This is a genomic window from Amycolatopsis sp. WAC 01416 (genome assembly GCF_003947485.1).
GTDB lineage: Bacteria > Actinomycetota > Actinomycetes > Mycobacteriales > Pseudonocardiaceae > Amycolatopsis.
This window is the reverse complement of sequence record NZ_QHHX01000006.1, coordinates 472,050-486,184: the sequence shown is the minus strand read 5'-3', so window position 1 is coordinate 486,184 and position 14,135 is coordinate 472,050. Positions and strand designations below refer to the sequence as shown.

13 protein-coding genes are annotated in these 14,135 nt (G+C 68.7%); 3 read left to right on the top strand and 10 right to left on the bottom strand.

Annotation, left to right across the window (positions count from 1 at the left end):
- Position 1: 1 nt before the first annotated feature.
- The 3 genes from DL990_RS23075 to DL990_RS23065 all read right to left on the bottom strand — a co-directional run bounded on the left by DL990_RS23075 (position 2) and on the right by DL990_RS23065 (position 4,002).
- A complete protein-coding gene (locus tag DL990_RS23075) occupies positions 2 to 2,818 on the bottom strand; it encodes a vitamin B12-dependent ribonucleotide reductase (RefSeq protein WP_125785378.1) in 2,817 nt (938 codons plus the stop codon).
- Between the two features lie 34 nt (positions 2,819 to 2,852).
- Entirely contained in the window at positions 2,853 to 3,341 is a 489-nt protein-coding gene (nrdR, locus tag DL990_RS23070) for a transcriptional regulator NrdR (RefSeq protein WP_034311932.1), read from the bottom strand.
- A 301-nt stretch (positions 3,342 to 3,642) separates the two neighbouring features.
- Positions 3,643 to 4,002 carry a hypothetical protein gene (locus DL990_RS23065; protein ID WP_233620545.1) on the bottom strand — a complete coding sequence of 120 codons (360 nt, stop codon included), beginning with the start codon at positions 4,000 to 4,002 and terminating at the stop codon, positions 3,643 to 3,645.
- A gap of 454 nt (positions 4,003 to 4,456) precedes the next feature.
- Between DL990_RS23065 and lexA the strand changes: the two genes are divergently transcribed.
- Positions 4,457 to 5,173: a transcriptional repressor LexA gene (lexA, locus tag DL990_RS23060; protein ID WP_125799861.1), complete on the top strand. Its 717-nt coding sequence runs from the start codon at positions 4,457 to 4,459 to the stop codon at positions 5,171 to 5,173.
- A gap of 65 nt (positions 5,174 to 5,238) precedes the next feature.
- On the opposite strand, the gene DL990_RS23055 is transcribed toward lexA, so the two are convergent.
- From DL990_RS23055 to DL990_RS23040, 4 genes are all read right to left on the bottom strand, one after another.
- Positions 5,239 to 6,246 (bottom strand): hypothetical protein, encoded by a 1,008-nt coding sequence (locus DL990_RS23055; protein ID WP_125799860.1) that lies wholly within the window; start codon positions 6,244 to 6,246, stop codon positions 5,239 to 5,241.
- A gap of 195 nt (positions 6,247 to 6,441) precedes the next feature.
- Complete coding sequence (locus DL990_RS23050; RefSeq protein ID WP_125799859.1) at positions 6,442 to 6,693, bottom strand: hypothetical protein; 252 nt, start codon at positions 6,691 to 6,693, stop codon at positions 6,442 to 6,444.
- An 88-nt stretch (positions 6,694 to 6,781) separates the two neighbouring features.
- Entirely contained in the window at positions 6,782 to 8,218 is a 1,437-nt protein-coding gene (gene hflX / locus DL990_RS23045) for a GTPase HflX (protein WP_125785374.1), read from the bottom strand.
- 43 nt (positions 8,219 to 8,261) lie between these two features.
- The gene (locus tag DL990_RS23040) at positions 8,262 to 8,759 is read right to left on the bottom strand and encodes a transcriptional regulator (RefSeq protein WP_125799858.1); all 498 of its coding nucleotides are present in this window, start codon (positions 8,757 to 8,759) and stop codon (positions 8,262 to 8,264) included.
- A gap of 61 nt (positions 8,760 to 8,820) precedes the next feature.
- On the opposite strand from DL990_RS23040, the gene DL990_RS23035 reads away from it, so the two are divergent.
- Complete coding sequence (locus DL990_RS23035; protein ID WP_125799857.1) at positions 8,821 to 10,065, top strand: MFS transporter; 1,245 nt, start codon at positions 8,821 to 8,823, stop codon at positions 10,063 to 10,065.
- Here the strand turns inward: DL990_RS23035 and dapF are convergent.
- Genes dapF through DL990_RS23020 form a run of 3 tightly spaced genes read right to left on the bottom strand, consistent with a single transcriptional unit; the run spans position 10,062 to position 12,485 of the window.
- Positions 10,062 to 10,886, bottom strand: coding sequence for a diaminopimelate epimerase (gene dapF / locus DL990_RS23030; protein WP_125799856.1), 825 nt, complete (start codon positions 10,884 to 10,886; stop codon positions 10,062 to 10,064). The two genes, DL990_RS23035 and dapF, sit on opposite strands and share 4 nt — an antisense overlap.
- A 10-nt stretch (positions 10,887 to 10,896) precedes the next feature.
- The gene (gene miaA / locus DL990_RS23025; protein ID WP_199746547.1) at positions 10,897 to 11,799 is read right to left on the bottom strand and encodes a tRNA (adenosine(37)-N6)-dimethylallyltransferase MiaA; all 903 of its coding nucleotides are present in this window, start codon (positions 11,797 to 11,799) and stop codon (positions 10,897 to 10,899) included.
- On the bottom strand, positions 11,796 to 12,485 hold the full coding sequence (locus DL990_RS23020) for a class III extradiol dioxygenase subunit B-like domain-containing protein (RefSeq protein WP_125799855.1): 690 nt from the start codon (positions 12,483 to 12,485) through the stop codon (positions 11,796 to 11,798). Before DL990_RS23020 ends, miaA begins: the two co-directional genes overlap by 4 nt.
- Before the next feature lie 235 nt (positions 12,486 to 12,720).
- Here DL990_RS23020 and DL990_RS23015 point away from each other — a divergent pair, with 235 nt between their 5' ends.
- Positions 12,721 to 14,034: a DUF349 domain-containing protein gene (locus tag DL990_RS23015; protein WP_125799854.1), complete on the top strand. Its 1,314-nt coding sequence runs from the start codon at positions 12,721 to 12,723 to the stop codon at positions 14,032 to 14,034.
- Positions 14,035 to 14,135 lie beyond the last annotated feature (101 nt).

The following is a 14,135-nucleotide window of genomic DNA, read 5'->3' as shown; positions in this document are numbered from 1 at the left end:
ATCAGCTACAGCCGGAGGTCGCTCCGCAGCCTTCACAGGCGTAGCAGGAACCGGCGGGCCGCATCTTGGTGCCGCAGGTCATGCAGAGCGGCGCGTCGGAAGCGGTGCCGAGGTTCAGCTCCACCAGTTCCGCCGTCGAATGCGCCACCTTGGCGGGAGCGCCGGTCGACGAGTCCACAGTGGACCGAAGGGCGTCGAGGTCGACGTTCTCCTGTTCCGCGGCAGGAGCGGCGCCGTAGCTCGCCTCGACCTGTGCCGAACGCTCGTCGGCGGTGAAGATGCCGAGCTGCGAACGCTTCTCGTACGGCAGGTAGTCCAGCGCCAGCCTGCGGAACAGGTAGTCCATGACACTGGTGGCGATCCGGATGTCCGGGTCGTCGGTCATGCCAGCGGGCTCGAAGCGCAGGTTGGAGAACTTCGAAACGTAGAACTCCAGAGGGATCCCGTGCTGAAGGCCGACCGAGATCGACATCGAGAACGCGTCCATCACGCCCGACAGTGTCGAACCCTGCTTGCCGAGCTTCACGAAGATCTCGCCGAGCCCGTCGTCCGGATACGAACCGGCGTGCAGGTAGCCCTCGGCGCCACCGACGGTGAACGACACCGTCTGGCTCGGACGCTTCTTCGGCAGGCGCTTGCGGACCGGCCGGTACTCGACGACCTTTTCGGCCTCGGGGGCGGCCTTCTCCTTCTTACCGGTGGACAGCGGCTGGCCGACCTTGCAGTTGTCGCGGTAGATCGCGAGCGCCTTGAGGCCGTACTTCCAGCCCTGGAAGTAGATCTCCTCGACCTCTTCGACGGTCGCCGACTCCGGCATGTTGACCGTCTTGGAGATCGCGCCGGACAGGAACGGCTGCACCGCGGCCATCATCCGGACGTGCCCCATCGGCGCGATGGACCGCTCCCCCACCGCGCAGTCGAACACCTCGTAGTGCTCCTGGCGGAGGCCGGGAGCGTCGACGACGTGGCCGTGCTGGGCGATGTACTCGACGATCGCTTCGATCTGTTCGCCCTGGTAGCCGAGCGCGGAAAGAGCGCGCGGGACGGTCTGGTTGACGATCTGCATCGAACCGCCGCCGACCAGCTTCTTGAACTTGACCAGCGAGAAGTCCGGCTCGATGCCGGTCGTGTCGCAGTCCATCATGAAGCCGATGGTGCCGGTGGGGGCGAGCACCGAGGCCTGCGCGTTGCGCCAGCCGCCTGCCTCGCCCAGTTCGATGCCGCGCTTCCATTCCTGGGTCGCGAGCGCGCGGACCGCGGCGTCGTTCGCGTGGTAGGTCCGCACCAGTTCGTTGGCGGCGGCATGCTTGCGCATGACCCGCTGGTGCGCCTCGGCGTTGCGCGCGTAGCCCTCGTACGGCCCGACGACCGCGGCGAGTTCGGCGGAACGGCGGTACGAAACGCCGGTCATCAGCGAGGTGATCGCGGCGGCGAGCGCGCGGCCGCCGTCGGAGTCGTACGCGTGCCCGAGCGCCATCAGCAGCGCGCCGAGGTTCGCGTAGCCGATGCCCAGCTGACGGAACTTACGGGTGGTGTCGCCGATCGCCTCGGTCGGGAAGTCGGCGAAGCAGATCGAGATGTCCATGGCGGTGATGACCAGCTCGACGGCCTTCGCGAACAGCGGCGCGTCGAAACCGCCGTCCTCGGTGGCGAACTTGAGCAGGTTCAGCGAGGCCAGGTTGCAGCTGGAGTTGTCCAGGTGCATGTACTCCGAACACGGGTTGGACGCGGTGATCCGGCCTGATTCGGGGCAGGTGTGCCAGTCGTTGATCGTGTCGTCGTACTGCAGCCCCGGATCGGCGCATTCCCAAGCGGCCTGCGCGATGGTGCGGAACAGCTTCTTGGCGTCGACGCGGTCGATGACCTCACCGCTCGTCCTGGACCGCAGGCCGAAGTCGCCCTGGGTCTCGACGGCCTGCATGAACTCGTCGGAGACACGGACCGAGTTGTTCGCGTTCTGGTACTGCACGGAGGTGATGTCCGAACCGGAGAGGTCCATGTCGAACCCGGCGTCGCGGAGGACCTTGATCTTCTCCTCTTCGCGGGCCTTGGTCTGCACGAACTCCTCGACGTCCGGGTGGTCGACGTCGAGGACGACCATCTTCGCCGCGCGACGGGTGGCCCCACCGGATTTGATGGTGCCCGCGGACGCGTCGGCGCCGCGCATGAAGGAGACCGGACCGGACGCGGTGCCGCCGGAGGACAGCAGCTCACGCGAAGAACGGATGCGGGAGAGGTTCAGCCCGGCACCGGAGCCACCCTTGAAGATCAGGCCCTCTTCGCGGTACCAGTTGAGGATCGACTCCATGGTGTCGTCGACCGAAAGGATGAAACACGCCGAGACCTGCTGCTTCGACGTCGTGCCGACGTTGAACCACACCGGCGAGTTGAAGCTGAACACCTGGTGCAGCAGCATCCAGGTCAGCTCGTGCTCGAAGACCTCGGCGTCGGCGGAGGTCGCGAAGTAGCCGTGTTCGCGACCCGCGTTGACGTAGGAGTGGACGACGCGGTCGATCAGCTGCTTGAGGCTCTGCTCGCGCTGGGCCGAGCCGACGGCGCCACGGAAGTACTTGCTGGTGACGATGTTCGTCGCGTTGACCGACCAGAAGCCGGGGAACTCGACACCGCGTTGCTCGAAGTTGACCGTGCCGTCGCGCCAGTTCGTCATCACGACGTCCCGGTTCTCCCAGGTGACCTGGTCGTACGGGTGGACGCCCTCGGTGGTGAAGACCCGGCGCACGGTGAGCCCGCCCGCCTGCTTCTTCTTCCCACTCGTCCGCGCTGTGGCCGGGTTGCCTGTTCCCACGGTCTCGGTCATGGGTTTTTCCCTCACTCCCACGCGGGAGGCGGCTTCAGCCGTCTTTCGCGTCTTGATCGCTCTCGTCCGGTGTGGCAGCCATGGCCTCACGGAGGTCCGAGATCTCCTTCTCGAAGTCCTCGACCGAGGAGAAGGAGCGGTAGACACTGGCGAACCGGAGATAGGCGACGCCGTCGAGTTCGCGCAGGGGGCCCAGGATCGCCAGGCCGACCTCGTGACTCGGGATCTCCGCCAGCCCCGCCGACCGGATCGATTCCTCGACCCGCTGCGCCAGCTGCTGCAGCGCGTCGTCGTCGACCGGCCTGCCCTGACAGGCGCGGCGCACCCCCCGGACCACCTTGTCCCGGCTGAACTGCTCGGTGACCCCGGATCGTTTGACGACGGCGAGCACCATCGTCTCCGAGGTGGTGAAGCGACGACCGCAGGCGGCGCACGAGCGCCTCCGCCGGATCGCTTGACCCTCATCCACCTCTCGGGAGTCGACGACCCGAGAGTCCGCATGCCGGCAGAACGGGCACCTCATCCGCCGATCACCTTCCCCTCCGCGCCGGCCGGTCCCGAGTGGACATCCGCCCCCGTCGCCACGCAACGACGGGAAAGATCGACATGTGGATCGATCTGTGGACATCCGGTGGGTGAACACCGGCCAGCTGTGGACAACTGGTACCGAGTCTACCCCAAGCTATGGACCAACTACAGCCATGTAACTACTACATATAGCGGTGGAGACTAGATCGCAGGTCGGACGCACGCAAGCGCGGCGGCCAGGTCGATCAGACACGAACGGGGAGCTCACCCACAGCGGGTGAGAGCGGCCCTCCTGATCACCTCCCACCCTCCGCGACCTCGGCCGCGACCGGGACCGCGCGCGGCAGCCCGGGCACGAGAACAGCGTTTTCCAGGGAGTTGAGCTCCTTGATCTTGGCCACGACCGCGCCGGTGTCACTGCCTGGCGCGAATCGCGTCGCGAGATCCGTCAGCGTCTCCCCCGTCGAAACGGACACCGTGATGGTCCGTTCGGGTACCGCGGCCCCCGGAACACCGGCCAAGAACAGACCCGATCCGGTGATGACGCCGGCGACGAGCAAGGCCATCGCGACGAGCGACGGCCACCTGAGCGGAAGCCGCCTCGGCGCCGGGCACGCCGGGGAGGCGGTGGCGACGCCGGGGCGACGGCCCGCCACGACCCGCGCCCTGGTTGGCGGACGCAAAGGTTCGGCACGCCTGCCCCGAACCACCCGAACGGGCCTGGTCAACCCTGCCGGAACGGGCCCGGGGGAACTGGGCCGCGCCAGTCCTCGATCGGCCAGAATCGACATAGGAACCTCCTCGCAAGTCCTGCTGCGCTCGGCGCCGGGCCGCGACCCGGCGATCAAGGTCGAACAGGCGTTCTATCGAACGCCCGTGCGAATGTGTACCACCTCCCACCGACAAAAATCGAGCGACACGGCGTGTCCATCGAACAGATGTTTGAAATCGTCGTCCCGGCGGGCTAACGTCGTTGACCAGGGCGTCTGCTGCGCGGACGCCGCCGGTGCCGTGGGCGGGAAGATCGTCCGCCACCGGCGAAGACACGCGAAGTCGGTCCGGGCGACCGGACGTACTGGGAGGCGACGCAGGAGATGAAGGAGCGATACGGTGGCTAAGGAGAGCAAGGCAGGGAACGCGCCTAGGGGCTCGGGTAAGGTGCGCGCCTTGCCCGAGGTCTACGAGGTGGACGAGACCCTGACCGTGCGGCAGCAGCAGGTGCTCGACGTGATCAAGCTGTGGGTGAGCCGGTTCGGCTACCCGCCGAGTGTGCGTGAGATCGGCGAGGCGGTCGGTTTGACCTCCACCTCTTCGGTGTCGCACCAGTTGCAGGCCCTGCAGCGCAAGGGTTATCTGCGACGCGACCCGAACCGTCCGCGTGCGGTGGGCGTGCTCGCCGCGACGGACGACAACCCGATGGGCATCGACGTCGAGCAGCCGCAGGCGGCCGCGAAGGCCGCGTACGTGCCGCTCGTCGGCCGGATCGCCGCCGGTGGGCCGGTGCTGGCGGAGCAGGCGATCGAAGACGTCTTCCCGCTGCCTCGGGAAATCGTCGGTGAGGGTGAGCTCTTCCTGCTCAGCGTCACCGGCGACTCGATGATCAACGCCGCCATCACCGACGGGGACTGGGTCGTCGTACGCCAGCAGCCCACGGCCGACCCCGGCGAGATCGTGGCCGCGATGATCGACGGCGAGGCGACGGTCAAGACGTTCAAGCGCAAGGACGGCCACATCTGGCTGATGCCGCACAACGAGGCGTACGAACCCATCCCGGGTGACGACGCCACGATCCTCGGCAAGGTCGTCGCCGTTCTTCGCAGGCTGTAGCCCGGAGCCGGAGCAAGTCGGGATCCCGGGTCGCGGAGACCCGGGTCAGGCTCGGCAAGCTTCGGTCAGGCTCGCCGTTTGCGGAGCCTGCCGACCAGCAGGAAGCCGCCGATCACGACGATCGCGGCGATACCGACCTGCACGTAGGGGAAGTCGGTTCCCTGGCCCGTGCCACCGGCCGTCCCACCCGACGTGCTGCCCTCGGATTTGGCCGCGTCCACGGCGAGCGCAGCCGCGCCCTTCACCGCACGGATCTGCTCTCCGACGCCCTCCCCGCCGGACAACAAGGTCCCGTCCGGATCGAAGGTGAGCGCCTCCCCCTGTTTCTCGTTCGGCAGCGGCACCCGCACGGGCTCGCGCTGCAGCGCGCTCTTCAGGTCTCCGTCGGTGACGGCGTAGAGATAGGCGTCGGTGTAGGTGCGCAACGCGACCACCGAGCCGTCGGCCATCGACGCCGCGCCGGTCACCGTCATCGAACCGATCGATCCGGCCGGCCCGCCCTGCGTCGAGGTCTCCTTGATCTGCAGCGAGCCCACGTTCTCCAGCGGAGTCGGACCGGGACTGGCGAGCGGCCCTGTCGGCCGGTACACCTTGGAGCTGCCGAAGAGGTCCTTGGTGATCAGGTACGGCGTGCCCGAACGGTCCATGATCAGCGCTTCGACGTCGTGCTGCCCGTCGGGATAGGTGAGCCGGTGCAACGTCGCCTTGCCTTGCGGGGTCAGCGAGATCAGCGCGACCGTGTCCCGCCGCTTGCGGTTGTCGCCAGTGTCGGAAAGCCAGAAGGTGCCGTCCGCGGTGCGGGCGAGATCCTCGGGGTCGTACGGGTCCGTGGCGGCCGAGATGACCTTCTGGACCTTGCAATCGCGGCCGAGGACGAAAACCTGCGTCTTGGTGCCGCCGTCGTTGAGGGCGTAGAGGTGCTCGCCGTCGGAAACGAGGCCGGAAAGCTCGCTGAGCCGGGAATCGCTGTTCTTGCACACCGGCTGCGGAGCCGGAACCTCCTGCGCCACGGCGGGTGTCGTCCCGCCGATGAACGCCGCCAGCACGGCCACCGCCGCGACAATCCCCCGCACATCCACCTCCGTACCGTGGAACCCCTGAAGCCCCACAGTACGGAGACGTCCGGGACGGCGCGCAGTTCGGTCGGAACGCCGAGATAGGGCGGAATGTCGCGAAGGCCACTTTCAGGGGCGAGCGCGGTGCCCCGTGGTCTTGGACCCCCACAAGTACATGAAGGGGTCCTTCACGGACCGCCCTAACCGTCCTCACTACTCGCGAGCATCGAACTCGTCCAGCCATGCCCGGAAGTCGGCCGGGCCGTGCAGGTGGCTCGACGGTGAGGTCATCAGGTCGGCGCCGAACAACCGGTCGAGTGTTCGCCGAACCAGATCGTCCTCGACCGGAAAGCCGTCGTCAACGAGCCAGGGACGCGCCCAGTCGTTGGCTTGTGCCCGCGTGATCGCACCATCGACGAGGGCCTGGAGCACGTCGCGAACCTCAGCACGGGTCGGCACAGACACGGATCCACCACCAGCGTCAGAAGTCAAAGTGAAGGCCCCCTTCACCGCGCCCTAACGCAATGAAGGAGGCCTTCACGTACCTGCTTGCTTACAGAGCCGAGCCGTTCGTCTGGAAGTCGCTCAGTGCCGCGGCCAGTTCGGGCCTGCCGCGGACGACCAGGCGCGTACCGGTCTCGACGTGCTCTTCCTCCAGCACCTCGCCGTCGGCGTGGGCGCGGGAGACGAGTTCGCCTCGCGAGTACGGGATCAGCACCTCGACCACGATCTCCGGCCTCGGCAGCCGCTCCGCGATCACCTCGGCCAGCTCCGTGATCCCGGTGCCGGTCCGCGCCGACACCTGCACCGATCCGGCCATCTGGTGCCGCAACCGGGCCAGCGACACCTCGTCGGCGGCATCGGCCTTGTTGATCACCAGCAGCTCCGGCGGGAGCGGCTCGGAACGGCGCTTCGTGATCTCGGCGAGCACTTCGCGCACCGCGTTGACCTGCTCTTCCGGCGTCGGGTCGGCACCGTCCACGACGTGGACGAGCAGATCGGCGCCGGCCGCCTCTTCCAGCGTCGACCGGAACGCGTCCACCAGCTGGTGCGGCAGGTGCCGGACGAAACCGACGGTGTCGGTCAGCGTGTAGGTGCGGCCGTCAGGGGTCTGCGCCCGCCGGGTCGTCGGATCCAGCGTGGCGAACAGCGCGTCCTCGACCAGCACCCCGGCGCCGGTCAGCGCGTTGAGCAGGCTCGACTTGCCGGCGTTGGTGTAGCCGACGATCGCGACACTCGGCACCTCGTTGGCCACCCGGCGACCGCGTTTGGTCTCGCGGATGGTGTCCATCGCGGCGATCTCGCGGCGCAGCTTCGACACGCGCTTGCTGATCCGCCGTCGGTCGGTTTCGAGCTTCGTCTCACCAGGACCGCGCAGACCGACACCACCGTTGGCGCCGCCCGCCCGGCCACCGGCCTGCCGGGACAGCGCCGCACCCCACCCGCGAAGCCGCGGGATCAGGTACTGCAGCTGGGCCAGCTCGACCTGTGCCTTGCCCTCCTTGGAGCGGGCGTGCTGCGCGAAGATGTCGAGGATCAGGGCGGTGCGGTCGATGACCTTCACCTTGACCTTCTCCTCCAGCTGGCGCAGCTGGCCTGGCGAAAGCTCGCCGTCGCAGATCACCGTGTCGGCGCCGGTGGCCGCCACGATCTCACGCAGTTCCTTGACCTTGCCCGAGCCGATGTAGGTGGCGGGATCCGGGCGGATCCGCCGCTGCACCAGGCCTTCCAGCACCTCGGAGCCCGCCGTTTCGGCGAGCCGGGCGAGTTCGGCGAGCGAGGCCTCGGACTGGAGGGCGCTGCCCTCGGTCCACACACCGACCAGAACGACGCGCTCCAGGCGCAACTGCCGGTATTCGACCTCGGTGACGTCCGCGAGTTCGGTGGACAGGCCCGCTACCCGGCGGAGCGAGGCGCGGTCCTCGAGCTCCAGTTCGCCGGTCGATGGGTCCATGTCGTCGTTCAGATCGTTGTGTGTCAGTTCTGTCATCGTGCCTCCATGGTCCCACGTTTCGGCGGCGGGACCGAATTCATTACCTGCTGGGATACTTCGACAAGTAGATGGCCGTGCGTTTCGCTTCCGGGTCGGCCGGCCGGGAGATGAAGTCGTCGACAAGCGCCATGAGCCGGGCTTCGAACTCCGCGATCTGCTCGTCCGGCACCTGGACGACCAGGCGCGTCTGCTGCACCTCGTCGAATCCCACGTCGGCGATCTCGGCCAGGTAGGCCTCGAAGATCGCCTGATCGATCCCCCTGTCGCGGGAATCAAGATGCCAGGACAACCCGGTCGAGCGATACGGAATTTCTTTCGCGCCTCGCGTGCCTCGTCTCGGCGCGAGCGCTTCGAGGAACCCGGTGTCGACGAGCTTGCGCACGTGGTGCAGCGTCGTCGCGGGGTCGCGATCGAGCCGTTCGGCGAGTTCCTTGTTGGTCAGCGCCTCTGAATATGTCAACCGGATGATGCGCAGCCTTATTCCGGAGGCCATGGCGGCGATCTCGGCCTCGGTGGCGGCGCGTCGTGGAGTGGGCACGGAGACAGCCTAGAGCCGAAAGTGATTGACACTTTCCAATCACTCGGGCCAAGGTGGCGTCGTGCGCAGAGATTCCCTCTTCTTCCATGCGGATTTCCGGCGGCTCTGGGCGGGCGATACGGCCAGCCAAGTGGGCGCCTTCGCCGGTCACACCGTGATTCCCCTGCTCGCGGCCACCGTGCTGGCCGCGACGCCGTTCCAGATGGGGCTGCTGACCGCGGCCGAGACGATCGCGTTCCTGATCATCGGACTGCCTGCCGGGGTGTGGGTGGATCGCCTGCGGCGGCGGGCGCTGATGCTGCGGGCCGATTTCGTCCGCGCCGCGCTGCTGCTCACGATTCCGCTCGCCTGGTGGGCGGGGGTCCTGTCGCTGACGCAACTGATCGTGGTCGCCACGCTCGTCGGCGTCGCGACGGTGTTCTTCGACGTCGCGTACCAGTCGTATCTGCCGTCACTGGTCGGCCGGGAACATCTGCTGGAAGGCAACGCGAAACTCCAGGCCAGCCAGTCGGTGGCGTTCCTGACCGGACCCGGCATCGGCGGTGGGCTGGTCCAGCTCGCGGGCGCCGCGAACGCCGTGCTGATGACCGGGGTGGGCTTCCTGACCTCCGCGCTGTGCCTGCTGCGGATCCGCACCGTCGAAGAGGTTCCCGAGCAGCATGAAGACGCGAAGCTGCTCCCCCAGATCGTCGAAGGGCTGCGGTTCGTGTTCACCGACGCGGCCCTGCGCTCGATCGTCGCCTGCACCGCGACCGCCAATCTGTTCAACGGTGCCTTCACCGCGGTGGAGATCCTGTTCCTGAACCGGGAATTGGGCCTGTCGCCGGCGGCCGTCGGTCTCGTCCTGGCGACCGGCGGCGTTGGCGGGATCCTCGGGGCGATCCTGGCCGGGGCCATCACCCGGCGGATCGGGCAGGCGCGGTCGATCTGGCTCGTCCCGCTGCTGACCTGGCCGTTCCAGCTGCTGCTCCCGCTCGCCGCGCCGGGCTGGCGGATCGTGTTGTTCCCCCTCGCGCTGGCGATCGCCGGATTCGGGATCATCGTCTACAACGTCGCGCAGGTGTCCTACCGGCAAGCCGTGTGCCCGGACCGGCTGCTCGGCCGGATGAACGCCAGTGTGCGGTTCGTCGTCTGGGGGATGCTGCCGCTCGGTGCGCTGATCGGCGGCGTACTCGGTGAGGCGATCGGGATCCGCGGCACGCTCTGGTTCGTCGCGGTCGGCGAAGCGGCCGCGGTGTTGTGGGTGGTCTTCTCGCCGATCCGGAAGCTTCGTGATCTGCCACGCGAACCGATCGCGGTGGGCTAGACGAGCCCGGCCCACCAAGCTTCGTCGAGTTCGCCACGCGCGACGATCTCCGCCGGTCCGGTCAGTGTGGACCCGCCGCGGCGCACCTCGACCACCACGCGGCCGCCGGGGATGTCGACGCTCGCTTCGCCGGTGTCGGTGCCAGCGAGGTGCAGGGCGGCGGCGACCGCGGCGACCGTGCCGGTGCCGCAGGACCGTGTCTCGCCGACGCCGCGTTCGTGGACGCGCATCTTCAGCGCGTCCTCGCCCAGCAGGTTGATGAACTCGAGGTTCACGCCTTCCGGGAACACGTCGGAGTCGAAGTCGGGCTGGTCGCGCAGGTCGAGCAGGTCGACGTCGTCCTCGACGACCGACACCAGATGCGGGTTGCCGACGTTCACCGCGACACCGGAGAACGGCTTCCCGGCGACCACGGTGACCGAGGTGCCGGTGATGGTCGCCGGCCCCATCTGCACGGTCACCGAACCGTCCGCGTGCATCCGGACCGGCCTGTCGCCGGCGCGGGTGCCGATGACGAAGTCGCGCTCGGTCACCAGCCCGGAGTCGACCAGGTGGCGCACGAAGACCCGGACGCCGTTGCCGCACATCTCCGCGATGGAACCGTCGGCGTTGCGGTAGTCCATGAACCATTCGCCGCCGGACTCGACATCCAGTGCGGACGAACGCACGATCCGGAGCACACCGTCGGCCCCGAGACCGCGCTGACGGTCGCACAGCGCAGCCACTCGCGCTTCGGTCAGCTCGAGGCGGCCGTCGGGGTCGGGAAGCAGCACGAAATCGTTCTGTGTGCCGTGTCCCTTAAGGAATTCGATGCCGCCCATGGCCCCAAGGCTACTGGGCCGTCACCTCGAGGACGCGTTCGGCCAGCCGCTCCGAACCGCCGTCGAACCACTGGATGCGCTTGTCCCGCCGGAACCAGGACCGTTGCCTGCGCACGAACCTCCGGGTGGCCTGCGCGGTGGCCTCGACGGCGGCCTGGAAGTCGCCGTCGCCGTCGATCGCGGCGATCACCTGCTGGTAGCCCAACGCCCTCGAAGCGGTGAGCCCGTCACGGAGTCCTTGGCCCAGCAACGTCCGGACCTCGTCGACGAGCCCGGTTTCGAACATGATCTCCACGCGGCGGTCGACGCGGGCGTCGAGTTCGGCGGGTTCGCGGTCGATGCCGATCAGGACCGTGTCGTAGCGGGCGGGCCCGGGTTTCGGCAGGTTCGCCGAGAACGGTTCCCCGGTGATCTCGATGACCTCCAGCGCGCGCACGATCCGGCGGGTGTTGGTCGGCAGGATGGCCGTGGCGGCGACGGGATCGAGTCCGCTGAGCCGGGCGTGCATCGCGGCGACGCCGATTTCGTCGGCTTCGGCGGTCAGCCGGGCACGCACGTCCGGATCGGTGCCCGGGAACTTGAGGTCGTCGAGCACGGCTTGGACGTAGAGACCGGACCCGCCGGTGAGGATCGGCACGCGTCCGGCGTCGAGCAGTTCTTCGACGCGGGCGCGCGCGTCGCGCTGGTACGCGGCGACGGACGCCGTCTCGGTGACGTCGAGGACGTCCAGCAGATGGTGCGGCACACCTCGACGCTCCTCGAGGGTCGCCTTGGCGGTCCCGATGTCCATCCCGCGATACAGCTGCAGCGCGTCCGCGTTGACCACCTCACCCCCGAGGGTGAGGGCCAGTTCGACCGCCAGCGCGGTCTTCCCGGTCGCCGTTGGCCCGACGACCGCGACCGGCCGGATCACGCGTGCTCCCAGACCGCGACGTGGTAGGCGACGCCGAACGGCGCGGCCGAATAGAGGACCTCGGCGGTCCAATCGTCGTCCGCCGCGAGACCGGCGAGGACCTGCCACGGCGCGCGGCCGCCCGCCCCGAGTTCCGCGGCGAAGTCCGGATCGAGCCCGGCCAGCGACTCGGCATCGGCCTTGGCCAGCGCGTCGCGGATGCCTGCGTCGAAGCCTTCCGCCCGCTCGTCCTCGCCACCGGGGGAACGCGGGCCGTGCCTGCTCGAACCGTCGCCGAGGACGAGCACCGCGGCGTGCTCCCGCAGCTCACGGCCCAGCTGTTCGCACTGGCCGGACGGGGCGGCGGGATCGACGAGGTGGACCCGGACGGACGACGCGCCGCCCTGCTCGCGCAGCCAGCCGGCCACGAGCGCGGGCAACGGCAACTCGGTTTCGGACGCTGTCACCCGGCTGAGTGACACTCCGACGTCGACGCCGAATCCGCGGAAGGAGCCACTCGCGTGTTCCGGCACTTCGGACGCGCCCGAGGCCGCACCGATGACGACCCAGTCCGGCGAAGCGCTGGTCAGCCGCCTCGCGGCCTCAAGACAGGCTTCGCGCAGCTCGGCGCATTCGTCCGCCGCTCCGGCGGCCAGTTCGGGAATGAGCAGTGGGGGTTGCGGGAGCACGGCGACACGGCGGATCACGGCCGCCGACGTTACCTTCCCCGCCTTCGGGGACCGGCAACCGACCGACACGGAGGGTCCACCGGAAGTAGGATCACTGCCCTCTGGTGGTTCATCCGGTTCCACGGTGGCCGCTGAACTGCTTGAATGCCGCAAGGGGTTGATGCCCCCGAAGCAAGACGGCAACGCATTACCCGGCCCCGTCGCTAGACGGGGCGCCCGCGCCAGCGGGCGTACAGGCGATAAGGAGCCTGCGATGGCCCAGGAGAACACGTCCACCGGTACCCCGGCACCGCACCCGGTACCGCACGCGCTCGGTGGCGGGCACCCCGCACCCCCCGTGCCGCCCGCCGAGCCCAGCCCGTCCGCTTGGGGCAGGGTCGACGACGAAGGAACGGTGTACGTCAACACGCCCGACGGCGAACGCGCGGTCGGGGTCTGGCAGGCCGGGAGCCCGGACGAGGGTCTGCTCCACTACGCGCGCCGCTTCGACGACCTGCGCACCGAGGTCGAGCTGCTGGAGACGCGACTGGAGTCCGGCGCGGGCGATCCGAAGCACGCGCTGGCCACGGCCACCCAGCTGCGCGACGGTCTCGCCGAAGCCGCCGTCGTCGGCGACATCGCCGCGCTGGGCGGCCGCATCGAGCAGGTCATCGCGCACGCCGAAAAAGCACTGGCCGCGGCCAAGCAGGAGCGTGAAGAGGCCCGCGCGGCCGCCGTCCTGCGCAAGCAGGCCCTCGCCGACGAAGCCGAGAAACTCGCCGCGGAGTCGACCCAGTGGAAGGCCGCCGGCGACCGGCTGCGCGCCATCCTGGACGAGTGGAAGACCGTCAAGGGCGTCGACCGCAAGACCGACGACGAGCTGTGGAAGCGGTTCTCCAAGGCCCGTGAGGCGTTCAACCGCCGCCGTGGCTCGCACTTCGCCGAGCTCGACAAGCAGCGCGCGGGCGCCAAGAACCGCAAGGAAGAGCTGATCGCGGAGGCCGAGGCGCTCTCGGAATCCTCGGACTGGGGCGAGACGGCGGGCCGCTACAAGGACCTGATGACCGAGTGGAAGGCCGCCGGCCGCGCGCCCAAGGACAGCGACGAGGCGCTCTGGCAGCGTTTCCGCGCGGCGCAGGACAAGTTCTTCGCACGGCGGTCCTCGGTGTTCTCCGAGCGGGACGCCGAGTTCGCGACCAACGCGCAGCAGAAGGAACAGCTGCTCGTCGAGGCCGAGAAGATCGACCCCGCGGCGAACCTCGAAGCGGCGAAGCAGCACATGCGGCGCATCCAGGACCAGTGGGACGAGATCGGCAAGGTCCCGCGCGAGCGGATCCGCGAGCTGGACGGCCGCCTGAAGGCCGTGCAAGACGCGATCAAGTCGGCCGAGGACAGCAAGTGGCGGCGGACCGACCCCGAGGCGCAGGCCAGGGCGGCGCAGTTCCGCGAACGGGTCGAGCAGTTCGAGTCGCAGGCGGCGAAGGCCCGTGCGGCCGGCGACGAGCGTCGCGCGAAGAAGGCGGACGAGCAGGCCGCGCAATGGCGTGAGTGGCTCGAAGCGGCGGAAGCGGCTATCGCGGACCGGTAGGCAGGTCCCGCTAGGGAGCCTTCGCCGACCCCCACCGCACACGCGTGCAATGAAGGGGCCTTTCATAGCAAAATTTGCTATGAAAGGCCCCTTCATTGCAC

Coding starts and splice junctions, on each gene's coding strand:
- DL990_RS23015 (WP_125799854.1), top strand. CDS start 12,721: ATGGCCCAGGAGAACACGTCCACCGGTACCCCGGCACCGCACCCGGTA.
- dapF (WP_125799856.1), bottom strand. CDS start 10,886: ATGGGCGGCATCGAATTCCTTAAGGGACACGGCACACAGAACGATTTC.
- hflX (WP_125785374.1), bottom strand. CDS start 8,218: ATGACAGAACTGACACACAACGATCTGAACGACGACATGGACCCATCG.
- DL990_RS23075 (WP_125785378.1), bottom strand. CDS start 2,818: ATGACCGAGACCGTGGGAACAGGCAACCCGGCCACAGCGCGGACGAGT.
- nrdR (WP_034311932.1), bottom strand. CDS start 3,341: ATGAGGTGCCCGTTCTGCCGGCATGCGGACTCTCGGGTCGTCGACTCC.